Origin of the sequence: Staphylococcus argensis, assembly GCF_002902305.1 — a bacterium.
GTDB classification, from domain to species: Bacteria; Bacillota; Bacilli; order Staphylococcales; family Staphylococcaceae; genus Staphylococcus; species Staphylococcus argensis.
The window spans coordinates 190,506-215,039 of sequence record NZ_PPPX01000011.1; the positions used below are offsets into that span (position 1 = coordinate 190,506).

Below are 24,534 nucleotides of genomic sequence, written 5' to 3' on the forward strand. Positions count from 1 at the left end.
ATATACGAAAGAAGCTTTAATAAATACACAAGCAGATGGATATGCGAATGAATATTTTTACATTAGTTATACTCCTGAACAATTATCTACCTATAAAAAATATTACGAACCTCTAATTAAAAAGAATCAAAAGGATTTTGAAGAAGGTATGAAATATGCTCGTGAGGCTACTCACTATACGGCTAAACCTGATGTAGTAACAACTCTATTTAGTACTAAAAAGAAAGTTAGTAAAAAATATAACTTTGAAATGGCTACTCGGATAGCTAAATCAATTGAAAAAAACAACACTAATATGCCGACTACCAGTTCTATAGACGTGATGTATACAGGTAATGAAATTCGTACTCAAAAGCCTTATTGGGGTGGCCAAAATGGCTCAAGTTATCAAATATTTTAATACTTATTCTATTTAAATTTTTAATATGAATAGGTTGAAATCACGCTTAATACTTAAACTAATAGATTATAATAATCGGGGGTAACGACATGAATAATAACAGCAGAGTAAATATAAATAATCGAGATAAAGCCGAAATAGCGAGTTTTTGAGTCTACCAAAATGTTAATTCTAGATACCCAATTAATATAAATGATAAAAAAATTAGATAAGACTACAAAGAAGACGAGGTGACCATATGAAATTTAAACTTTCCCCCATTATTCTTTCAACTACTTTAATTTTAGGAGGTTGTACACCTATGTTTCATGAAAAAGTTCCAGATAGAATCCCAGCTCAAGAGTATACAGGTCAAGAGTATACAGGTCAAGGCTATAAGGACGATCCACATGTAGATAAAAAGTCTATTCATTTTGCTAAAAAGCATCGAAAATCTTTTGAGAAATCAGCCATACGATTTTTTAAAGATAATTTTAGCTTGAATGTAAAAGTAACGAAATTCGCTCCAATCAAAGATGGTGCCATTGTCTATATCCATTGTGATGATCATGATATTCAATTTAATGCTAGTTTATCCCTAGCACAAGATGACATTGATGAGGATAAGTCAATGAAAGTTAAAGAAGATGGTGATGGTATAGCGAATATGTTAGAACATGTCTTAACAGGATTTGAATATCGTGCCCATAAAAAAGAATACGACCATTTATACAATTATTTAGATAAGAATAAAGAAAAATATCACTATACTGGTTATACCAAAGAAGCAATAACCAATACACAAGCGAGTGGTTATGCAAATGAGTATTTCTATATCACTTATACTCCTGAACAATTATCTACCTATAAGAAATACTACGAACCACTAATTAAAATGAACCAAAAAGATTTTGAAGAAGGAATGAGGAAAGCACGTGAAGATACCCATTACAAAGCTAAACCTATTACGGTAACTACACTTTATAGCACTGACAAACCTTTCAAAAAATCTATTAGTGGTGATTATGCAGATAAAATGGTGAGAGATATTGAACAAGATGAAAGTAACATGCCATCTACTAGTAGGATAGATATAATGATAGGCAACAATATAATTTATACAGCCAAACCTTATTGGAGTGGAGAAGGAGCAGTCGATTATGTAGCTTTTGATAATGATTATTGAACTAAAATATATAGAGATTGATAAACTATTGCAAAACAACAAAGATATAACTAATAGAGGTGATCAATTTGAATAAGTTAAACATTAATGATAGAGACAAAGCCGAAATTGCGAGTTTTTGGGTATATCAGGACATTAATACTGCTAGACCATTTAAAGTCAATGGTAAAAAATTTAAACAGGTACATAAAGAAACTGATGACAAGAATAATAACCAAAATGGCGGCGTTGATATGAAAGTGTTTGAACTGATAGATGATAATAACCAACCTACTGGTAAGCAAGTCGTCGCTTTCCAAGGTACCGATAGTAGTGAAAATGAAAACTCAGATAATCCCTTTTTCTTACCCGACGATTGGGTAGAAGATATAATGCTGGGAAATGACGAGAATGCTACAACTAAAATGTTAGATGAAAGTAAAGAATTCTATGATAATTATTTAACTAAACTTAGCGACGCTAAAACACTAAACGATAATTCTTTTAAGAAAAAGTATAATGCTAATCGAAAAGATTTCCTTAATAAATCTATTGAAGGTGTTACAGGGAATTCTCAAGGCGGTGCCTCAGCTAAAAGAATAGGTCAAGAATATCCAGATGTAGATGTTATAACTACAGATCCAGCACGTTTTCCTTTATCTGCATGGAATAAGGATGGTAAACCTTTCTATAAAAACATCATTGATTATACATCAATCTTTGATATATTAACTAATATTCAAAGAGGTATTGGTAATAATATGCCTAACAAGGAAGTGAGTGTAATTAATGGTTCACCTGGTTTAACTCATATAGTTGAAAGCCATACTGGCTATCATCGTAAATTTAATAAAAAAGATAATACCTATGAAGATATTCCTATCAAGATTAAATCTGTAAATGATACTGAAGTTAAGCATGGTAAGAAGGTTCCAAAAACAATTGAGGTTAAAGTTGAAATGGATGATCTCATTCCTATCAACGTCTGGACAGGTGAGTCCATCGCTAAAAGCGGTAATAGTGGATTGATTCAACTCAATTTAGATAATTTATCTAAATTAAGTGATATGGTCACCAACGAAACAAGTACATCACTGAACGAGTGTTGTGATTTTTTACATGAGAGTTACAACATAGCCGAAAAAGAAAACAAAGAATTTGGAAACCGTAAAGAGAGATTATCGAAAGATATTAAAGATACTATTGAATTATCATTAATGGCAAGTATTCATACTCAATTAGAAATGGCCGCACCACAACTTATTTCAATACTTGATGAAGCAGAAGTTATTTTAACAAGTATTAATCAAATTTTAGAAGATTCTTCTCCTTTACCAAAACTTGAGGGCTACGGTCCTATCAAAGAAAATTTAATAAGTAACAATAATTTATTAAGAAATGGTATAGAAACTATTAACACTAACCTAGGTGATGTAATTAAACAAATTTTTAAAAATATTGTTCATGAATTAATGGACGGAGTCGCTGCGGAATTAATGAAGCATCTTAAAATAGTAGATTCAAATATTAAGAGTATTAAAAAGCAAAATGACACGTTCGGTAAACAAATTAAAGATGTTAAAAAAATTATGGAAGAGCAAGACGCCACTATTTTAGATGGTAATGTAAACATTCGTTATAGTAACAATCACATGGTTAAAGGTAAGATGGAAAAATCTCATTATTTGAAAAATAAGATGAGTATTCTTAATGACCACATTGATAATGGTGTTAAAAAAATAGGTGATTTCTTAGAGGGATTATATGATAATGTTTTTGCAAGTAATTCTAAAATATATCACAATATACTTGAACACTTTGATAGATTATTGAGTTCTATTCATACTGCTGAATCTGTAATATCTTCTCCGCAGTTTAAATTACTTACTAAGACACGTCTTGTATCTCCATTATTAATTTCATCACTTAAAGCTACCTTACCCATGCTAGAGCATGAGATACACAATATAAAAAAACTTATTCAAGATCTACACGCTTTAGCACCACTTATTTCCGGTAAGATAGACGATATCGTACTACAGTTAAAGCCTTATATTGTTGAACTTATTTTCTCCGCTACACATTATAATAATATGTTTTTACTTAATTCTTCAGCCCAAGGCCGCCTTGACCAAATGGCTCAACAATTCGAAGTAGTTGTTAATGGCTTAAATGAGAATGAGGGCGAAGCGATTAGAGCTATGGATCAATCAGCTCAATTACTTAGAAATAATATGACAATTGTTAAAGATCAACTCGAAAAGCTGGCTGTTTATTAGTTTTTGCACCCACCTACACAATAATCATCCTATTTCATCTTCACCCACCACAAAAAGGAGTGACTTCTGTCACTCCTTTTACTCTGACTTATTCTATTTTCGTATTTGCTTTACTATTCGCAACCTCGTCGCTTCGATGTTTATTATATCTGCATTAAACTTCCACTAAGCACGACCGCCTACTTTTCAGCCCTTCAAACCAATAGTCCACTTCGTACGATTGTACTTAGCAAGAACACTCAATCTTTTAACTTTCTGTTGCAAACCACAAATCACACGAGTTTTAAAGTTAGCTCGCCAGCCTTTCAACTCAGTCGTTCACTTCGCACTATTGTCTATAATTAAAACACTAAGCCTCCCGAATCAATCATACAACTCGCGCGACTGTACTTAGCTAGAACACTCAATCTTTCTTAACTGGATCTTTAATAATGGCTTTTCTTAATAAGAAGAATAAGAGTACGAAGCCTGCAGTAATAATGGTATGACCGATACCAGCAAAGCCTGCGAATGATTCAGGCACGTGCCAACCGATAACTTGGTATGTTCCTTTAACTGCCATCATGCCGACTGTAACGATGACGCCGATATTGTAAATAATGAAGAACCAATTAAATAGATAATAGGAACTTAATTTAAATACTTTTACGAGTGGAAGTAAGAGTAAATGCATCATCATGCCTAGGATGAGTGTATGTGTGTGGACGACCACAAGTTGTGTGTCGCCGGTAAAGTGATGTGCAACGGTGAGTTCGCGGTAGTAGAATCCACTGAACAAACCAATTGCCGTATAGAATAAGAACGCATATAAGACTCTGCGCATAGTCAGTCCTCCTTCAAGTGAAAGGAGCGGTGTACAATATCCCCTTTTGTTTGAGGAACCGCCGAACTCCGCTAAATTTCATTCAGCCCAACCTTCAGCGATTCACCTCACAACGTTTACATATTGAATGCCCGCTTCTCACTCTTTCTCTATCACTTCTATTCTATCATGATTTACATGATTTCTTAAAAATTGCAACGAGGGACAAGATAATTGCCACAATGGAAAGAATCCATAGACTGACTGGTGCGTGATCTGCTTTCGCATCCTCGTCACCGTTATCGTCCTGCGCTGCACCTTTCTTCACTTTCGTTACTGGTGCAGGTGTCTCAGCATCTTCGCCGCCAGTCCATTTCACTACATCGCCATTATCATAAGTTTGATAGGCTTTCCAGCTAAACTCGCCTTCTTTGTCAGGATTGGCAACTTGAATCGGTAAATTGATAAATTCATTCGGACCAATGCCATCTTTCTTCGCAGTCCAAGTGATTTTTTGATATTATCTTTTTTATCTTTCGTAAAATGATGGTCGAACGTTACGTCGGGTGCTACACCTACGACTTCAACACCTTTGGGAACTTCGAGTTCAATTTTATTCGTATTCGCGTCTTTTTCTACAGGTACACGCACATCATATTTTTCATAAGAACCTGGTTCGCTCGTGTCAGGGTTTAACGTCACATGTGCTTGAGCCACTGACATGAGGCTTAATACGATAACGCCTGTAATCATCGTCGCAATAACTTTACGTAACATCATAATCCTCCTTTAAGTTGGTATATTAATTTGACTCATAATGACACCGAGTAAGATGAGCACGATGCCTACAGTGAGTTCAACATATAATGGCCCTTTCTTTGCTCGACCTTGTGCGCCTAATGCACGAACCGTTTGGTACAAGCCAAGTGCCATCATTAAGATAGTGAGAATAATTTTACCTATCAGTAATAAACTCCACGTCTGAACTTCGGACCATAAGACTGAGAGATGCGTTTGGTCAAAGAACATAAGCACACCTGAAGCGATGAGAAGTGCAACTGCGCACATATTGAGTTTGAATAAAAATGCTCTTACGTGAGGCATAGATTGCCGATGTGTAGACTGGCATGCATCAATGACCAAGTACACGAGCGCACCTAACCATAATGACATGCCTAATAAATGACATACACGAATGGCAATAGACCATAATGCGATATGTTGATTCCACGCATGGCCAGACATACTGAGTGCAATAAGAATGACGAGGGGTACGAGTGTATACCAACTCTGATGCATATGTCTTAACGTCCATAAATATAGGAAGACGATGATGGCGATAGCTGACAGTATAAATGGTGATTGCAGCAACGTTGCTTTGTTCAAGGATATTAAATCTTGAACGACGTCTGAAGACAAGGTCATCATGTAGAGCAATGCACTTAAGCCCATCATCATCATGGCGCACCATGCTACGGCTGGTTGTTGAGGTAGGATGGAATAACTTCGTAAACCACGACGTCGTGCGAGTAGGTTCACGAGATAAAGTCCTACGCAAACAATTACACTACCTTCTGCGAGATAACGCACAAGTCCAAACCATACACTCGGTTGTGCGTACCAAGGCGGTGTCGTATCAACTTTATCTGCTGTCTTCTCTTTCACGGAGAAATTGTAACTATTTCCGACTTCGTGACCATCAGCTGAAATGGCATGCCACTTCACTTGATGTGTTCCTTTATCTAAATGATCAACGTTGAACGTTAATTTCTTCGATGAGCCTGTTTCGTTAGGCTCGAGTTGCTCAAGTTCTTTACCTTTATCATCATAAAGTGTAATACCCGAGTGTTTCGTATGCACCGGTTCGTTGAAGGTCATCGTAATCTTCTCAGGTGACTGTTTCACTACTGCATCTTTATCAGGCTGCACTTGTTCGAGTGTCGCGTGGGCAGACACTGGTTGAGACACACTCAATAATGTAATGATGAGACCCATGATGAGAACGAGTGTCATTTTATGTATATGTTTAACTATCCATCTCATCGCAATCCTCCTAGTGATATTATGTCATTGTTCAATGATATTAAATTGGTGTGCCTAACACAATAGTAATTCTAATTTGTCATTGATTGTCCACATCTGTAGGGGGGGTTGCTTACCGTTTTAGGCAAAATGTGACGCGTTTCTTCTATTATATATATAGGAGGAAATGAGTGATGTAGAGATGAGAAAAAGTTCACTTATATGGGGATGGTAATAGAAATTCAACAATAGTAAGTCATATGTTGCGTCCATAGCATTACGCAGTCACACCTTACAGTGAGTCCTACCCAGAATGTCATTTACCTTTAGCTCTTCCACGGAACTCCCCCACTTTTAAAACGCTCGCCTCTCTAAAAAAATACACCCAAACATAAAAACGCTCCCCTCCTATGAGAGAAGCGTTTCATCGTCCCGAAATCGTTCCATTCCACTTATTAAGATGGAATTTCTGTACGTTTGTCGCTGTGTTTTTTAAGAATAGTTGCAACGAGAATCGCAATGACACCGTAAATCATGAAGCTGATGAGCATCCACATTGTACCATTCAATGTGATGTGGTGATTCATGTAGAGGATATTTCTAACAGATGTTGCATAGTGAGTGAATGGATTCCAGCTCACGATATATTTTTGATAGAACTTAGGTAACATTTCAGTTGGGAACATCACGAGTTGAATGCTGAAGAACATTGCTAGGAAGAAGATAGGTACAACTGCCATAGTAAGCAATGTCATGCTTCCAAGCACTAGCGCGATGAAACCAAGGATTGTTAATGAAATGAACAGTGCCATGCGTGCAGTGTTAGGGAAATCAAATCCTAGCACACCTGACATGAAGTATACATAGCCAAAGCCGCCTACAAATGCAGTGATGACTGCGAAGAGCATTTGTACTAATGATGCTTTGATGCGACTACCAATTGAAACGTTGTTAGTTGTTCTGAATGCATAGAATAATAATACTGAAGCTAAGATTGAGCTCATCCATACTGGCATGAACATTAAGAATGGTGCATTACCGCCACCTTGATGATCTTTCACTTCATGCATTTTGTGATCTTTAACTTTCACGGGAGTTGTTAAGTCATTAATATCTTGAGGTGATACTTTCACATCTTGTTTAGCAAGCGTACTTGTTGCTTGTTGTGTAATTTGTTTATTGATGTTGTCACCTACGCCACTGAGCACTTGAGATGCGATTTGAGATGCTTGCTTGTTGGCACCGTCATTAACAGTTGTGTAAACTTTTGCTTTTTCAACTTTGATGTCGTTATTGCCACCTTGTTGTTGCATTTTCTCTTTCATTTGTTTCGCTTTTTCTTCTGGAATATCTCCAGATTTCACTTTATCTTGCATTTCTTGTTTTTTCGCGTCCATGATGACTTTTTGAGTTTTGCTCATTGCGTGTTTAGAGAAATCTTTTTCAAGTACGATCATACCGTAATATTTTTGATCTTCTAAGCCATTTTTTGCTTTTTTCTCACTGTTGACGCTTGTCCATTTAACTGTATCTGAATCGCTATCAGTGAGTTTATCTTCAAGTTTGTCCCCTATTTTAATATCTTTATCTTGAATTGTAGTCCCTTTATCATGATTCACGATTGCGATAGGTAAGTTTTTAGGTTTAGGGTTAAAAGCTGGGTAGAATGCTAAGGCGAAGATGCCTAGGATAACTAATATTACAATGGGTGCTAACCATAAGAATTTACTTTTTAAAATATTCATCACTGTCGCCCTCCTTTTATTAAACATTGTGTTGAATATCAATTACGTTGTCTATAATAATAGCTGTATAATAGATTACAATATGCAATATCCACCGATATGTACATTAATCAACACTGTGTTGTATATTGTTCATTTACTCGAAAAAATTCTTATAAAGAAGGGTTACTATGACAGAAGATCGACGTATCCGTAAAACGAAAGAGGCCATTAAATATGCGCTCATCGATTTATTGAAGCATAAAACACTTGAAAAGATTACGATTAAAGATATCACAGAAAGCGCGGATATCAATCGAGGCACTTTTTACCTACATTATCTAGATAAATATGACCTGCTTGAACAAATCGAAGACGAATATATCGAACGCCTCTCACAATCCTTAGATTACGATTTATTTCTTACCCCTCATATTGATGCCGAAACGTTTGCGCGCGAATTTGCTACGAAGATATTGTGCAATATTCTCTATTATATAGGCGATAATCTTGAATTCTACCGCGTCGTACTCAACATTGGACATACGACACGTATTGAGGAGAAGATTAGAGAGACGATGTTTAAGAATATGGATAAACACATCACCCAGCAAGATATGATATCGGGTGTACCGAAGAGTTATTTCCAAAGTTACGTAGCCGGTGCAACAATTTCTTTTATTAAACACTGGGTTCAAGATGACAATCCTCCGAGTGCTGATCTCGTCGTCGATTATTTGTTTAAGATAGTTTACAATGGTCCGCTTCGTCTCATGGCAAGCGAGCATTCGGATAATCAAAATAAATAGTTGTAACACGACTCATTATTAGATAATATTAATAAAGTAGTTAACATAAGAAAGGATTGCTGTCACAGATGATTACAGCATATACACAAACACCCACTGAGATTAATGAGACAACGTTAAATCAGAATCCTGATTGGATTAATGTGATTGAACCTGAGCGTGAAGAGGTCGATCAACTCATCGAACAGTTTAATGTTCCGGAAGATTTCTTACGTGACCCATTGGATTCTGAAGAAAGTGCACGTATCGAATATGACGATGAAACAGGCTATTCGTTGATTATCATCGACTTGCCAGTGGTGAATAGCTCTAACTTGAAGGTCTTGTCCTTTATCACACAACCCCTCGGTATCATCATCGGAAATAAACGTATGTTTACTGTTTGTGATACAGACAATGAGTTTCTGGAGAACTTTGCCCGTTTCGACAGTGAAATCAACTTGAAATATCGCAGTCAGTTCGCACTCAATATCCTACTGACGATTGCGAATCACTATAACCGTAATTTGCGCCTACTCAACAAGTCGCGTTTACGTATTGAGAAACGCTTGAAGAATAATGTGACGAATAAGCAACTATACAATTTGATGGAAGTCGAGAAGAGTTTGGTTTACTTCTTAGCTGCGTTAAAAGGCAACGATAATATTATTAAGAAATTGTTCCGTTTACCTGCTATGCATCGCTACGAAGAAGATGAGGAACTTCTGGAAGACCTCGTTATTGAGAACAACCAAGCGATTGAAACGACTGAACTTTATACGAATATCCTTGAAAGTATTACGACATCCTACTCGTCACTACTTTCTAATGAAATGAATAACACGATGAAGACATTGACTTTATTTACTGTCTTCCTCACTCTACCGACACTCGTCTTTAGTTTCTTCGGTATGAACGTGCCGTTACCTATCGACGATCATAGCTATGTATCATGGCTCATCATTATCGGAGTGTCACTTATCTTAGTTACCATCGTCGGTACCCTTTTGTGGAAGAAACGAAAGTTCTAGCCATTTACTTTATTATTAAAAACGCGTTATTTCACTATTCTGTAGTAGTTACAGAACTGAAATAACGCGTTGTTTTTATCTCAATATTTAACCTTATTACTATCTATTTACCTTACTCAATGGATGTCATTGTTAAGCGACATCTTTGTACTTTTTACGATGAGAAAGAATATACGTAATCGCAAATGCTGCAACAAAGGCGATGATCATACCTATACCATAGTGCAACCACCCTTGATGTTTCGCGCTGATGGAAATAAATCCTGGCAAGCCTGCAGTACCTAACGCGATGGCTTTCACTTTAAAGAGTGAAATGTATGCGGCACCTAAAGCTGAGCCGACGATCGCACCGATAAATGGATAGCGCAGTTTAAGATTGACCCCAAACATCGCAGGTTCAGTAATTCCGAGCAATGCTGAGATTCCTGCTGCAGATGCAACACCTTTCAATTTCTTGTTCTCTTTCACAATTAAGAAAGCGGCTAATGCAGCTGCACCTTGAGCCACGTTAGACATCGTTGCGATTGGGAAGATAAATGAGCCGCCTGTTTGTGAACTATCGGCAATCAATTGTGTCTCAATCGCGATGAAACTGTGGTGCATACCTGTGATGACAATTGGGGCGTAGAAGAAACCAAAGATGAGTCCGCCAATTGCACCACCGAAATCGTATAACCAAGTCAGACCGTCTGATAACCAATAACCGAGTGTACGTGTGATTGGACCGACGAATAAGAAAGTGACAAAGGCTGTAACGAAGATCGAAATCAGTGGTGTTAGTAAGTTGTCGAGTACTGTTGGAATGACTTTACGTAAACCACGCTCTAATTTCGCTAGGATATAAGAAGCTGCCAACATGGGTAGCACTTGACCTTGATACCCTACTTGATTGATATGTAAGCCAAATAAATCCCAATGCGGAATCGCCTTACCTGCCTCCATCGCTTTCGGATACTCGTAAGCATTCATCAATTCTGGATGGACGAGTATCATACCTAGTGCTGCACCTAAGAATGGATTGCCTCCAAAGCGCTTAGTTGCACTAAATCCTATTAATATAGGAAGTAAAGTGAACGGCGCATTCGCAAAGATGTTAATCATTCCTGCGAGACCTTTGAATTGATCATGTACCTCAATCAATGACTTACCATCATAGAATAATCCTGGGGCTGTCAATATATTGTTGAGTCCCATTAAGAGACCGCCCGCCACGATAGCCGGGATGATTGGCACGAAGATATCAGATAACATCTTCACGAAACGCTGTAACGGATTCATACGTTGATTACCTTGATCTTTCACTTCTGAAGTCGTGGATGCTTCCTTGCCTGTGAGTTTCTCTAACTCTGCAAATACCTTATTGACCGTGCCTGAACCTACGATGATTTGATATTGTCCACCTGTGGAGAATGTACCCTTGACGACATCCATCTCTCCCAACGCTTTCTCGTCAACGATACTTTCGTCTTTCAGTACGAGGCGTAGTCGTGTCGCACAGTGTGCCATCGCTTCAAGGTTCTCTTCCCCACCGATCGCTTGTAGTATTTCTTTAGCTGATTGTTTGTAGCTCATGTTTGTCACTCCTTTATAGAACCGGTTCCATAATCTTCTTATCTTGATTGTAACCGGTTCCAATTCTGAAAGCAATTGTTTTTTCAGTATTGTCACAAATGATTTATGCGCAAGTTGTGGGTTGAAGTTTAGTATTTTTATCTTTAGTTGTTTAAAATGCGCTGATTTTTATAGTAAACTTGCATAATTTTAACTTTTCCTCCAACATTTTTACCCACCTAGTCAAATTTGCGCAATTAAGTAGTCTTTTTAGTAAAAAATCGCCATTAAGTATTAAGAAATACTCAAAAATGTTATATAATAAGTTAACTTCACTTGAGTTTAACCGAATAACTATAATAGGAGAACAGAATATGGAAATTACTTTACACATCCATGATACCATTGAAAGACCTCAACAGCGATGTCTGAACTGCATCAAACTCTATTTCTCTCTCGACGGCGAATTAGAATACTATTTAAATGGTTCGGCTTATATTAATGAGGGAAAGATCCTCATCATTAACCACGGAGATTTATATCAGATTGAACGAGGGCAACAAGTCGTGGAGTTAACCCTTCCGCTCAATTACCTCTTGTCTATCTATCCAAAGTTACTGAATGCTTATCTCGATAATTCGTTACTACAGAATCATGAGTATTTGAAACATTTAATCCTTAAGATGTTTCGCTCACAAACAGATCAACAAGCGTCTAATCAGAAACTGCTTGAAGAGATGCTGTCTATCTTAAAGCGCGAAACCCTCATTAACTACAATTATCCTTATCTTCCCCATGTGCGAACGAATCATAGCACACTTAATCAGATGATAAAGTACATTAATGACCATACCGAGAAGAACGTGACGATCGGAGAGATTTCTCAAGCTTTCTTCGTGTCGCCCTCATACATTTCTTTACTATTTAAACGAATGCTACACATGTCATTCAAAGACTATATTTCAAGTTTAAAGGTAGCTCTCTCGCTCCAACCACTGCTTTCTGAGAAGCATTCACTATCACATATAGCAGAACAACTTGGATATCATACAGTTAACAATTTCACACGTCATTTTAAGGAAATGATAGGACTACCGCCTCATCAATTTCGGTCACGCCATGCGATTGCTAGAGATATGACGATCCACGTGGGTAGAATCAATCCGAATATCTACCATGAGTATATGAAACATTCTGTTGCTGAACAGCCGTTAATGTTCAACTATACGACAATTAATTTAACAAGTTCACTGAACGCACAGGAAACTCAATCATTTAAGACATTCATCCATATTAAGGACCTGAACGATTTATTTAGTCAAATCTTTATTAATGAAGAGAATATGCAACTTTCTTCATTGACGAACCCTTACATTATACTTGAGGAAGCCCAACCGCTCATCTTTAGCGAGGCACAACGGCCACTCTTGTTAAAATATATCGATAAACATTTTAATCAAAATATTGGTTTCGCCCTCACCTTACACACGCTAGAAGAAGTACAGGGGGTAGAATCACTCATTGCGCAACTGTATTTGTACAAGCCGAGTTATCTATCAGCGAATCATCATGTGAAGCTGATGCTGATTTATGATGCAAGCGAAATGGCGCAGTGTGACATTGAACATTCTATTAATAAATTGAGAAAAAGCTATCCTCAAATCCAGTTCGCATTGAAACTTGAAGACTGGCTTAAACAAGTCGAGGGGATTAAACAAGCAGCACTTAATTTGAAGCAGCTAAGTTGTGATTATTACTTCATTAGTATTGATCAAAGTGAAACGTTGACGTTACTGCAAGAACTCCATCCTTCCTTTCAACATTGCAAAACACCGATTGACTACTTCGATGCACTTTCACGTATGTTGGATATTTCGAGTGGTCAATGGATCCATCAACATATCACGAAGTTACAATTTATTGATGCGCATAATCCGACTGAAGTGCACCTTTCTGAAATGATCACCTACGTAAGTCAGCTCTTAGCACGAGGGATTAGCGTGAGTTTCGATTTGAAGGGATCCTCGCGTTCAGCTGTCGCCCTTCTCAACCATCACGGTATTCAGAAGCCCATTACGCATATTTATCAATTTCTAAAACCATTCGTCAACACAACGGTACATTTCCATTCCAACTATTTAATCGGCTTACAAGGCGAAACGATTCACCTCTTATTGTTTAATACATTGAATCAACGCCGATTGAGCACAAACGTTCAGCGTTTTAAACTCACTAACCCATACCACTCAGAGTCTTTACGCTTTACTCAGACGCTCAACCGTGACCATGGTTTTATTGATGATGCGCTACCTGAGCAATTTCAACACACGTTGATTGACGATGAGATTCTTAAGCATATGCGTTTGAGTAACACACCTAAATCCGAACTGGTCAGCTGTGATTTCAACCATGAAGAAGATCAAATTGTTGAGCTTTATAAGGACGAAATTAAATATATTCGTATCTTCCCTCCGCGTTAGGGAATGAGACAGAAATCTTGATTTAGTTATCTCATCCCCGCAAGGTTGACTAATGTTTGAGACAGCGTTAGCTTTCTTAAATACAGTCGAGATCGAGACTCTCCTACTTACAATAAACGAATGCGTCGATTTTGTTACAATTTGTAGTGGAAAAGTGTTCAGAGAAAGTACAAATTATTGCATACGCTCGCAAATTTCGATATAAAGAAGTTAAAATGATTTTAAAAAGGAGATTTTAAGGTGAAAGGTAAAGGACTAGCAATAACGCTAAGTGCGATTATGATCATCGTGTGTATTATCTTCGTGATTATCATGTTCGCTTCAGGTCAGAAGGAAACATATTATGGTTACATGAAAGATGATACGACAGCTGAAAAAATCGTCAGCGAAGAAACACATAAAGTAACAAAAGATGTGAAACTCCCATCAGAATCTGGTTTCTCACCTAAAAAAGGTGATTTCGTGAAATTATCTAAATCTAAAGACGATGATAAATTCACTAAAATGAAAGTCGTAAAACACGACGATGTCCCTCACGGATTAATGATGAAAATCCATAAAATGCATATGAATGGTATGTAAATGTTAATGACCACGGAGATTTAAGTATCGCCGTGGTCATTTTTTAGTTTGTAAGAAACCGTTCGAAATTAAGAGCAATCTATAGCAATACTAATCTTAATCATAGTGTGTTAATTCAAAACGAATATAAGAAATCTCCTTATTCAATAAATAAAGAAAGATTATATTCAAAATTTCATATTAGTATGAACACGCTTTCAAATACGATTCGAGACACTTGAGGGAACAAGGCTGCAATGAAAATCCATTTCTTGAGCTATCTAAGCGAAAGAAATTAGTTGAATGCAGCCCCCTAAGTAAGCGAGAATCGGTAAACTGAAAGCAAGTCTACTATAGATTTCTAGCTAACTTATTTAGAACAATTCATTCTTATTTATGAATAAGAATTTAAATAATCTTTCATTTTTTGTTTATCAAACACGCCTTCTGATTTAGCAATAACAATCGTTGATAGTGAGTTACCCATCACGTTAACACATGTACGTACCATATCGAGGATACGGTCGATACCGATGATGAGTGCTAAACCTGTGGCTGGAATATGCATCGCGGAGAACGTAGTGATGAGTACCACGATGGATACACCTGGCACCCCTGCCATACCTTTAGATGCAACCATGAGTGTGAGAATCAACATGATTTGTTCTCCGATACCCATGTGCATGCCATACATTTGAGCTACAAAGATCGCTGCAATGGATTGGTATAATGCTGAGCCATCTAAGTTAAATGTATAGCCGATAGGAATAACGAATGATGTAATTTCTTTCGGTGAACCGAAACGTTCCATCTTTTGCATCAAGATCGGCAATACAGATTCTGAGCTTGATGTTGAGAATGCCAGCAATAATTCATTTTTCAAGATCTTCATAATAGAGAAGATGTTCACGCCGCATAACCATGCGACAAAGCCAAGTACAACGACGACGAAGAAGATCATTGACCCTACTACCACTAAGAGTAACTTTAATAGTGGTAAAAGTGCTGACGCTCCGAATGTCATAATTGTTGTACAAATGAAGGCGAATACACCGATTGGTGCTAATTTCAAGATTTTGTTAATCATCCAGAAGACCGCTTCTAATGTTCCATTGAGGAAACTTTTAACAGGTTCAGCTTTATTACCGATAGCGGATAAGGCTAAACCGAAGAATACTGCGAAAAAGATAATCGGTAGCAATTCGCCAGATGTTAAAGCTTCGAACAAGTTCTTCGGCACAATATTCACGATGGTATCGATAAAGTGATGACCATACGAAGATGCTTGTTCCGCATGTTTCGCATTGGTTTCGTATGTAGAGATGTCACCTTTAGGGAGCTTATCCTTATCGAGTCCCACACCTGGTTTAAAGATGTTCGCAAAGATAATACCTAAAGCAATGGCAACTGTAGTAATAATTTCAAAGTAGATAATCGTCTTCGCACCATAGCGTCCGACTTTCTTTGACTCACCAATATTTGAAATCGAAAGTGCTAAAGAACAGAACACGACAGGTATAACGATCATCTTAATTAGATTTAAGAAGATGTCGCCAAATGGTTTAATGTAGTTGACGAGTTCAGTATGACCATAGAGTAACAATCCCACGATCACACCTAATACGAGGGCTATTGTGACTTGCATTGGTAAACTGACTTTTTTCAATATTTTCATGTAGGTTCTTCCCCCTTTTTTAACAACCTCCTTTATTATACCAAAGAACCCCATTTTAGCATATAAAAGTTATCATTCTTTGTTTACCTTTCAAACTATAAACATAATAATTACACTAAAAGTGTATATTTAAGTAACATTAATAATGTTAGAATTCGCTATACTTCTATCGTCTACAACCCTAATTATGTCAACGTATTCATATTTTCGATGATATAGATAACTTTTATTCATAAGCTTAAATTGAACTATAATCGCTTATTTCTATATTTGAGTTACATCATTTGCTTTTAAAAACAGATAAAAAGATGACCATAAAGATAATCATCCCTACACCTAATAATTGCCAAGGACCGAAGCTATCTCCTAGCCAAAGTACAGATACAACTAATGCAGTTAATGGTTCTATCGTACCTAATAAACTGGATTCTTGCGGGTAAAGATACTGCAAACTGGCAATAAAGAACCAAAACGCAAACATCGTACCAAAGATAATAGCGCAGAATAATAGAATATAAGTAAATGGCGTCCACCCTGCTGTATCTACCTCCCATGGTGGGTAGAAGATTGAGAGTGCGATACCACCGATCAACATCGCCCATCCAACAATATTAACAGAGCCCCACTGTGCTAATAATTTCGCTGGATAAAGCGTGTAGAATGCAAGGGCTAAAGCTGATCCAAGACCCCAGAAAATTGCTGGTAAGGGTACGGATAATTCAGAAATTGAACCATTCGTTAATAATAAGAAGGAACCAACGAGTGCAAGAATCACTGCCATAATTTCTTTAAACTGAAGTGGTATAACTTTGCGTAAGACGAGATAAATGATGATAACGACAGGTCCCAAATATTGTAGCAACGTTGCAACTGTCGCATTACCATAATTGATTGAAGCCATAAAGGTATATTGTACGGCTAACATACCGAGAATACCGTATACAATTACTTGAAAAACGGTGTGCTTCGAGCGCCATAAAGTGAAGGTCCGCTTGCCGTTCGTAAAGGCAGAAATCATTATTAAAAGTACCCCCGAAATGAGTAAACGAACAGCCACTAACCAATTGACTGAAATATGTACCTCTTGGAAGAGATATTGTGACATAACGCCACCGACACCCCACAGAATTGCACCCGTAATCACTAAGACAAATCCTAATAAGCGTTGTTGTTTCAAGATTGTCGCCACCCTTCTTATTCATTGTATTAATACTAATTTAACACCTTAATTCTTAGCAACACAATAGAATAATGTGAATATAGAAACGTTATTTTGAATCTTGAAACATACGGAATGAAGCATCGAAATAAACGGCGTTACGCTGTCGTTTATACCCACTCATTATACGCACTAAAATACGCTCTGATGAATCAAGAAACATCTTCTCAATTCACCAGAGCGTTGAGTCATCCTATTTATTATGCGGCTAATAGCACAACTGATCTATGCTATCTCACTTACATTACATCAAGGCTTATAGTCAGGATCAAACTTGTGGTGTTTCGCATGCTTGTCTGTCTTCTTCGTTTCCGTATCGAAACCTTGAACGACAATACCTTTGTAAGTGGCTACAGGTTGAAAGACATACGTCTTGTCAGGATCGTCTTTAAATTTCACTTCTTTATAGTAGAGCCCTTTCTTAGCACTATAAAGTGTCTTCTCCGATGTCACTTTGTCCTTTAAGTGATGTTGCGTCAAGTATTTGTCGACAAGTTGAATGTTCTTGTGACCTTGGTACGTACGTAAACCAAAGAAGAGCACAATCGCTAAGACGAGTGATAACACTAATAGGCCTAGTATTTTAATAAATGTCTTCATTATAGAACTCCTTTAGCGCAACCAATCATTGTTACTCACATCATTTGATTAGCGCATATCTTTCCATTATATACACTATCCATTATGACGGATTCGTGGTTGGAATGAAAGATAAGACTCCTCTTTGTAACAAAATAGTCGTTTCTAATTCTACTTAGAAATACTGACGCACAGATTCGACTGGCATACGATAAGAACTATGCCCTTCTTGCGCTTTTTTACCAATTGCGATTACCATTACAGGTATATAACGCTCGGGATCCATATCGAAGCATGCTGCCATATTAGCTCTATCGAACCCGCCTATCGGATTTGTGTCATAACCATGTGCTTTCGCTACGAGCATCAATTGCATTGCCATCAAACTGCTATCGATGTTGACGATCGACGTCATTTGCTCAGTCGTTAGTCCTTTATAATAAGGAACGACCCAATCGAGAAACTGCGTCTTAATCTCTTCAGTCATAAATCCACGTTCCACTTGGCTGCCATAAATATGTTCCGCATGCTCATAGTTGTGAAGGTCACCAAAGATGACGATCATCGCTGAAGACGTATCGTTCTGACGTGTATTCATACTCATCAACGGGCGCAACTTCTCTTTACCTTCTGGTGTATCAACCACCACCATACGCCACGGTTGCATATTTACTGACGACGGCGCAAGTGTCGCTTTTTCTAATATTTCATCCATTTCTTCACGCGGAATCTTGTAATTCTCGTCGAAGACTTTAATGGACTTTCTCCCTTTCAATATTTGATCAAAGTCATTGATTTGAGTCATCTTCTTACCTACTTTCTTTCATATTTAAAAAAATACATGATTACTCTACTGCCTCAAATGACATTATTCAATAGATATGCCTAGGGTACCTTTCACTGTTTCATCATATATTCCCGACTGTGAATCCCGTTACCTCTGCCGCAAAGTTTGTAAGTACGGTACTGCAACCACCCCATTGCTGAATATTTATCTCATTATTTTAGGTCAAAGATCAAACTTTTCTTCAATGGTAAAACAAGGTCTAAACCCTGCTATTGTGCACTTCTTTTTCATTAGTCAAAAAAAGTTAAATTTTGATGTTGACTTTCTTTGACCTTTGATATACAATATAGTTGTAACGTTAAAGGAGAGGTGATGATCACTCATGGAACAAACTAGAAGACGTCATTTACCAACAGATTTCATTCAAGGTTTATTCCCTAGAACAATTAAATCTGATGTTCACGAAACAGAAGACAATTATATCGTTACAGCTGAATTACCAGGTATTAATAAAGAAGATATAGATATCAATTATGAAGATAACGTACTCACAATCATTGCATCACAAGAAGATGACAGTAATAACGATGCACACTATCACGTGAAAGAACGTCATATTACAGATATGAATCGTCAATTTATCTTTAAAAATATTGATAGCAAAGCAATTAAAGCACAATATATCAACGGCTTATTGAAAGTTACTTTACCAAAACAACAAACTAAAACTGAAATTACGATAGATTAATATGAAGAAAACAAAAATAGAGAAAGTGAAGCGTGAGTCAGGAATATTAAAAAATAATCATGTAGGAAGCGAATAAAAATTATACTTTTAATTATGAGTAAATTTTCAATGTGTACTCGAGACGCTTGATGGAGCTAGACCACTACGAAAATCCATTCTTTGAGCTCTTTGAGCGAAAAGAATTAGTTGAGTGTGGTCCTACGCAGTAGCTGTCTGAATTCGAGAAGGCTATCGCTTTCTCGAAATCTAGTCAGCCTTCCGGGGGAAGTACTACGAAATCATAGATTTCTGTACTTCTCCCAAGCAAGCGAGAGTTTTAACATTGAAAATAATAGATATTCAAATTCCTCCTGACTCATCTAATTAATCATTTAAAGGAGAGATAATTATGGGCTTTGAAATGAAACCATTCTTCAATATGGAACCAAGTGATTTATTTAAAGATGTAGGACGTCAATTCTTCGATCAATTCCCTAGTGCAGGTGGCATTACTACAGACATTAAAGAATTAGACGATAGCTATGTAGTAGAAGCAGAACTTCCAGGTATGAAGAAAGAAAATATTAGTTTAAACTTTGAAAATAACGTGCTTACTATCGAAGGTAAACAAACAGAAGAAAATAACGAAGAAGACGACAATGGTCGCGTCATTCATCGCGAACGCAGCGTTAGAGATGTTAAACGTCAATTCTCCTTCAACAATATTCAAGAAGATGCCATCAAAGCATCTTATGACAATGGCATGTTGAACGTTACCCTTCCTAAACGTTCTAAAGAAGATAACTCAAATTCTAACATTCAAATTGACTAATCAGAAACAGACGTATTAATGTTAATCCTCCCCCTCCTGATAGTGATTCCTTGTTAATGATGAACGTCTGTCAGTAGAATAAATTATAGAAATCATAATACGAAGCCACACCAAAGCAAAGAATGGTGTGGCTTTTTCACGTTCAATGAACTTTAGATATTCTTATTGTATGCGTACAGAAGTGCGTTCCCTTTTACTCAAATGTAACATCGTCACGAGAGCGATAATCGCGAAGATCGCTAACAAGATAAATGCAAAGTGTGAACTACCTGTCACAGATACTACGAGAGAGATCACAAGTGGTGGGAAGAAACCACCGAGACCACCCATCATTGACACGATACCGTTCGCAGTACCAGCTTCTTTGCTAAAGTAATGAGGTACGAGTTTAAAGACTAAACCGTTACCAATACCGGCACACACACTGATGAGTAAACAACCGACTGTGAACATCAATATATTATTTGAAAGTCCAAGAATGATACCACCAATCGTGATACACACAAAGTCAATGATTAACATATGTACTGCATTGAGTTTGTCCCCTAGAATTCCACCTAATGGACGGAGTAACGTAGCCAAAGCGATAAAGATACCTGAGCGAATCCCTGCATCAACACTTTCAATATGGAAGTGTGTGACGAGATAGTTTGGAAGGAAGACGCCAAATGCAACGAATGATCCGAAAGTAATAAAATACCAGAAACTTAAGTAATATAATCTTAAATCACTCATCAATTTACGTGTCTGTTCCATTAGAGGTACATGTACTTTACGTTCTTGTGAGTCACCAAAGAAGAACATGAGAATTGCAAAGAGTGCAAGAAGGATGAGATAAAGTCGAACTGTAGATTGCCATCCTATTGCTCCTGCAATTGGTGGTGCTAAGAAAGATGAAATCGCCGTACCGATATTCCCCATTCCGTAAATACCATTCGCAAGTCCCACTCGCTCTTTAGGGAAATACTTAGGAATCGATGTTACACCTACTGAGAACGTCGCACCAGCTATACCTAAGAAGAAACCAGATGTCATCAGCATTCCCACACTTTGTGCTTGACTCAAGAAGAAGATTGGGAAGAGTAGAATAATAAAGCTAATAAAGAAGATCCATTTCGCACCTACTTTATTTGTTAAATAGCCAAAGGGTACGCGCAAGATCGAACCGAGAATGACTGGAATTGCGATAACAATCGATAGTTGACTACCTGTAATCGCAACATCTTTAGAAATAAATGGCATAATTGGAGAGATAATACTCCACACCATAAATCCAACGATTAAGCTTAAAGTCTGTAAGCCTAACTGGAAATTCCCATTTTGTTTGTTCATCATTATTCACCTGCATTTAACATAATTAATAACGAATCAGTACTTTGAGTACGTGAATAGGAGGTCATTTCTATATTTCTTAACCAAAGTACCGATTTCACTTCTAGTTTAGTAACTTTGTGAAAAAATGAACATAGGGACTCTCCCTTAATACATTAAGGAAAGTCCCTATACTACTCACTGGGGTTATATGTCAGGTGCAACTCGTGCTGAATAAGGTAATATTCTCCTGCTGGAACGTACCGTGAAGATCAATTATTATATGCGTCTCGTGATGTTATCTGGTGCTCGGAAGAACACAATAGAAATGTCGAAATATCATTTCAAAGGGCACGAACTCCGCATTTCACACTAAAAATCCCCCTCAAATCACACCAACTTCAGTCATTTGAGAGGAATTAACAATGAGTTACCTAAAAGCTCACAAGCTTCTTCTTAATGGCATACTCTACCAATTCTGGTTTCGTTTTTAAATTGAGTTTCTGCATAATATGTGTCTTATGCACTTCTACCGTCTTCACAGAGACGAATAGTTTCTCGGCAATTTCCTTATTGCCATAACCTTTCGCAACTAATGGTAGCACTTCCAACTCTCTTTTAGAGAGAATCTTAAACGGATCATTCGTCGGTGCATCGTCATTCTTAGAGTTATTGACGAATTCGTTCACCAACGATGTCGTCATCTTCATATCAATATATGTCTCACCGTTATAAACGGTGCGCACAGCTAAGATGAGCTGATCATCTGGCGCATTTTTCAAAATATAACCTTTAGCGCCATTACGTAACACGTGAAATAAATATTCTTCGTCATCATACATCGTTAATATCAAGATCTTAGTGTCAGGAAAGCTTTCACTAATCTTACTCGTTGCGATAAGTCCTGATTCACCAGGTGGCATACTTAAGTCCATAATCAAGACATCTGGTTTATGTGTCATCACTTTCTGATACGCTTCCACCCCGTCTGCAGCAGTAGCTACGACTTCCATATCATCTTGATAATTGAGGATCATAGAGAAGCCTGTGCGTACGACAGCGTGATCATCCGCTATTACTATCTTCACATTAACTACTCCCTTTATATTGCATTAGATTGGAACTTCAAGTGTCACGATGGTACCTCTACCAAGTTGTGTGTCAATCATTACTTCTGCATCGATTAACTCTGCTCGTTCATTCATCCCGTAAAGTCCAAGTCCTGTACCTTGAGGTTGATGGCTTTTATCAAATCCTTTACCATGGTCAACCACTTCAGCAATCAGCTTCTGACCTACTTCATGTAACGTCACATTAATCTTAGAAACATCTGCATATTTAATCGCGTTAAATACTGCTTCTTGCACAATGCGATACACGACAGTCTCGATATTATTGTTAAAGCGTTTCGCATTCAGATTCGTCTCATAGTCAATATAGACACCGTAATTGGCTTCTGCTTGTTTAAAATACGTCTTAAATGCAGCATCTAAGCCTAAATCATCGAGTGATGAAGGACGGAGTTCCACTGAAAGATGACGGATATCATCGATGAGTTGTGACATCAATCCTTCAATCCGTTCAGCACTCGACGTTAATTCCTCCATCGATTGCTGATATTTCAACAAACGCAACTCCACATCGACATTAAGCATCTCTTGAACCACACTATCATGAAGTTCACGAGAAATACGCTTACGCTCATTCTCCTGTGCTGCAATCGTCTTCTTCATCATCGTACGTTGATAAACTTTCTCTTTACGCACAATCTCTTGTGAGACATTCTGTAACGTGAACGCGCTAATCTCATTATCCTCGTCAATCATTTCATAACTTGCTTTAAAGGGTTCAAACTGATCTTCGGTTGTTCTGAGATAGACTTGGAATGTCGCATCTTCAATGTCATCTTCTTTCAGAAAACATTGTTCACAAGTATGCAGATCATTGTCTTCCGTATAGGTACTGCAATGATTGCAAAGTGTTTGTGTAATTTGACTATAGTTATTATCTGGTGAAATAACCTCTTTTGCTGCTGGATTCATATCAATTACCTTGCCATATTTATCTATAAATATAATCTTCTCACTCGTGTGTTGATAGTAGTCCTGTAACAAATTCTGCTTAGTCAATTGCTCTTCCCCCAACATCATATCACCTATATTCCTTCAGTAAATTCCCCTAGTTTCCCGCTAATATCGATCTGATCCGCATGAACAGGAATGGGCTTGTGGTCGCGTTGCCCCAAGAGTAGGACACCTTTCACGTTGTGTCCAGACCAAAGTGGAATGGCGAGTGTCGCAGTTAAAGCTTCACTTAAGATAATAGGATACTTTAATCTCTCATTCATAGACAAAGCTTGATCCACGTCTTCGATAACTTGACGTTTCCCCGTCTTCATCACATTGCCAGCAAGACCGTTCCCTTTACGCAAGACGATAAGTTTATAGCGATCATTGAGATTTCCATCTACATATTGCCACTTGATGGGTGAATGATATTGATCACTTTCATACATCGCTATACTCGCGAAATCAAATTGATATTCAGTTCTGATATGTTCTAACGCTGCTTGATAATTAAATGGTTGACGATTTAATGTAGATTTCAAACGCGCTCCTCCGT

21 protein-coding genes and 1 pseudogene are annotated in these 24,534 nt (G+C 37.4%); 9 read left to right on the forward strand and 13 right to left on the reverse strand.

Annotation, left to right across the window (positions count from 1 at the left end; translation table 11 throughout):
• The 3 genes from CD039_RS11940 to CD039_RS07915 all read left to right on the forward strand — a co-directional run.
• Nucleotides 1-400 (forward strand): DUF1672 family protein (locus tag CD039_RS11940; RefSeq protein WP_206169773.1); only part of this gene is annotated, 400 nt, incomplete at its 5' end.
• A 238-nt stretch (nucleotides 401-638) separates the two neighbouring features.
• Complete coding sequence (locus tag CD039_RS07910) at nucleotides 639-1,565, forward strand: DUF1672 family protein (RefSeq protein ID WP_103371863.1); 927 nt, start codon at nucleotides 639-641, stop codon at nucleotides 1,563-1,565.
• 59 nt (nucleotides 1,566-1,624) lie between these two features.
• A complete protein-coding gene (locus CD039_RS07915; RefSeq protein WP_412072762.1) occupies nucleotides 1,625-3,823 on the forward strand; it encodes an SA1320 family protein in 2,199 nt (732 codons plus the stop codon).
• A gap of 403 nt (nucleotides 3,824-4,226) precedes the next feature.
• On the opposite strand, the gene CD039_RS07920 is transcribed toward CD039_RS07915, so the two are convergent.
• The 4 genes and pseudogenes from CD039_RS07920 to CD039_RS07935 form a co-directional block, all read right to left on the reverse strand.
• Nucleotides 4,227-4,646, reverse strand: a complete 420-nt coding sequence (locus CD039_RS07920) for a DUF2871 domain-containing protein (protein ID WP_049409845.1) — start codon at nucleotides 4,644-4,646, stop codon at nucleotides 4,227-4,229.
• A 166-nt stretch (nucleotides 4,647-4,812) separates the two neighbouring features.
• Nucleotides 4,813-5,402 (reverse strand): annotated as a pseudogene (locus CD039_RS07925) (YcnI family copper-binding membrane protein).
• Nucleotides 5,403-5,414: 12 nt separating this feature from the next.
• Complete coding sequence (locus CD039_RS07930; protein ID WP_103371865.1) at nucleotides 5,415-6,668, reverse strand: copper resistance CopC/CopD family protein; 1,254 nt, start codon at nucleotides 6,666-6,668, stop codon at nucleotides 5,415-5,417.
• A gap of 434 nt (nucleotides 6,669-7,102) precedes the next feature.
• A complete protein-coding gene (locus CD039_RS07935) occupies nucleotides 7,103-8,392 on the reverse strand; it encodes a YhgE/Pip domain-containing protein (RefSeq protein ID WP_103371866.1) in 1,290 nt (429 codons plus the stop codon).
• A 170-nt stretch (nucleotides 8,393-8,562) separates the two neighbouring features.
• Between CD039_RS07935 and CD039_RS07940 the strand changes: the two genes are divergently transcribed.
• Entirely contained in the window at nucleotides 8,563-9,180 is a 618-nt protein-coding gene (locus CD039_RS07940; protein ID WP_103371867.1) for a TetR/AcrR family transcriptional regulator, read from the forward strand.
• Nucleotides 9,181-9,248: 68 nt separating this feature from the next.
• A complete protein-coding gene (locus CD039_RS07945) occupies nucleotides 9,249-10,190 on the forward strand; it encodes a magnesium transporter CorA family protein (RefSeq protein WP_103371868.1) in 942 nt (313 codons plus the stop codon).
• Nucleotides 10,191-10,322: 132 nt separating this feature from the next.
• Here the strand turns inward: CD039_RS07945 and CD039_RS07950 are convergent, their stop codons facing one another.
• On the reverse strand, nucleotides 10,323-11,762 hold the full coding sequence (locus CD039_RS07950; RefSeq protein ID WP_103371869.1) for a sucrose-specific PTS transporter subunit IIBC: 1,440 nt from the start codon (nucleotides 11,760-11,762) through the stop codon (nucleotides 10,323-10,325).
• Between the two features lie 353 nt (nucleotides 11,763-12,115).
• On the opposite strand from CD039_RS07950, the gene rsp reads away from it, so the two are divergent.
• Nucleotides 12,116-14,221, forward strand: coding sequence for an AraC family transcriptional regulator Rsp (gene rsp / locus CD039_RS07955; RefSeq protein WP_167386242.1), 2,106 nt, complete (start codon nucleotides 12,116-12,118; stop codon nucleotides 14,219-14,221).
• Between the two features lie 240 nt (nucleotides 14,222-14,461).
• Nucleotides 14,462-14,803, forward strand: coding sequence for a DUF4889 domain-containing protein (locus CD039_RS07960; protein WP_103371871.1), 342 nt, complete (start codon nucleotides 14,462-14,464; stop codon nucleotides 14,801-14,803).
• 373 nt (nucleotides 14,804-15,176) lie between these two features.
• Here the strand turns inward: CD039_RS07960 and CD039_RS07965 are convergent, their stop codons facing one another.
• From CD039_RS07965 to CD039_RS07980, 4 genes are all read right to left on the reverse strand, one after another.
• A complete protein-coding gene (locus CD039_RS07965; RefSeq protein ID WP_049409831.1) occupies nucleotides 15,177-16,457 on the reverse strand; it encodes a dicarboxylate/amino acid:cation symporter in 1,281 nt (426 codons plus the stop codon).
• Nucleotides 16,458-16,737: 280 nt separating this feature from the next.
• Nucleotides 16,738-17,634 carry an EamA family transporter gene (locus CD039_RS07970; RefSeq protein WP_103371872.1) on the reverse strand — a complete coding sequence of 299 codons (897 nt, stop codon included), beginning with the start codon at nucleotides 17,632-17,634 and terminating at the stop codon, nucleotides 16,738-16,740.
• A 291-nt stretch (nucleotides 17,635-17,925) separates the two neighbouring features.
• Complete coding sequence (locus CD039_RS07975) at nucleotides 17,926-18,276, reverse strand: DUF3139 domain-containing protein (RefSeq protein WP_103371873.1); 351 nt, start codon at nucleotides 18,274-18,276, stop codon at nucleotides 17,926-17,928.
• A 154-nt stretch (nucleotides 18,277-18,430) separates the two neighbouring features.
• Nucleotides 18,431-19,060, reverse strand: a complete 630-nt coding sequence (locus CD039_RS07980; RefSeq protein ID WP_103371874.1) for a nitroreductase family protein — start codon at nucleotides 19,058-19,060, stop codon at nucleotides 18,431-18,433.
• 364 nt (nucleotides 19,061-19,424) lie between these two features.
• Here CD039_RS07980 and CD039_RS07985 point away from each other — a divergent pair, with 364 nt between their 5' ends.
• Both CD039_RS07985 and CD039_RS07990 read left to right on the forward strand, forming a co-directional pair.
• Nucleotides 19,425-19,790, forward strand: coding sequence for an Hsp20/alpha crystallin family protein (locus CD039_RS07985; RefSeq protein WP_103371875.1), 366 nt, complete (start codon nucleotides 19,425-19,427; stop codon nucleotides 19,788-19,790).
• A gap of 388 nt (nucleotides 19,791-20,178) precedes the next feature.
• Nucleotides 20,179-20,601 carry an Hsp20/alpha crystallin family protein gene (locus CD039_RS07990; RefSeq protein WP_002470977.1) on the forward strand — a complete coding sequence of 141 codons (423 nt, stop codon included), beginning with the start codon at nucleotides 20,179-20,181 and terminating at the stop codon, nucleotides 20,599-20,601.
• A 162-nt stretch (nucleotides 20,602-20,763) separates the two neighbouring features.
• On the opposite strand, the gene CD039_RS07995 is transcribed toward CD039_RS07990, so the two are convergent.
• The 4 genes from CD039_RS07995 to nreA form a co-directional block, all read right to left on the reverse strand.
• Nucleotides 20,764-21,933, reverse strand: coding sequence for a nitrate/nitrite transporter (locus tag CD039_RS07995; protein WP_103371876.1), 1,170 nt, complete (start codon nucleotides 21,931-21,933; stop codon nucleotides 20,764-20,766).
• A 413-nt stretch (nucleotides 21,934-22,346) separates the two neighbouring features.
• Complete coding sequence (gene nreC, locus CD039_RS08000; protein ID WP_049407846.1) at nucleotides 22,347-23,000, reverse strand: nitrate respiration regulation response regulator NreC; 654 nt, start codon at nucleotides 22,998-23,000, stop codon at nucleotides 22,347-22,349.
• A 24-nt stretch (nucleotides 23,001-23,024) separates the two neighbouring features.
• The gene (locus tag CD039_RS08005; RefSeq protein WP_103371877.1) at nucleotides 23,025-24,059 is read right to left on the reverse strand and encodes a sensor histidine kinase; all 1,035 of its coding nucleotides are present in this window, start codon (nucleotides 24,057-24,059) and stop codon (nucleotides 23,025-23,027) included.
• 8 nt (nucleotides 24,060-24,067) lie between these two features.
• A complete protein-coding gene (nreA, locus tag CD039_RS08010; protein ID WP_002471452.1) occupies nucleotides 24,068-24,520 on the reverse strand; it encodes a nitrate respiration regulation accessory nitrate sensor NreA in 453 nt (150 codons plus the stop codon).
• Between the last annotated feature and the right edge of the window lie 14 nt (nucleotides 24,521-24,534).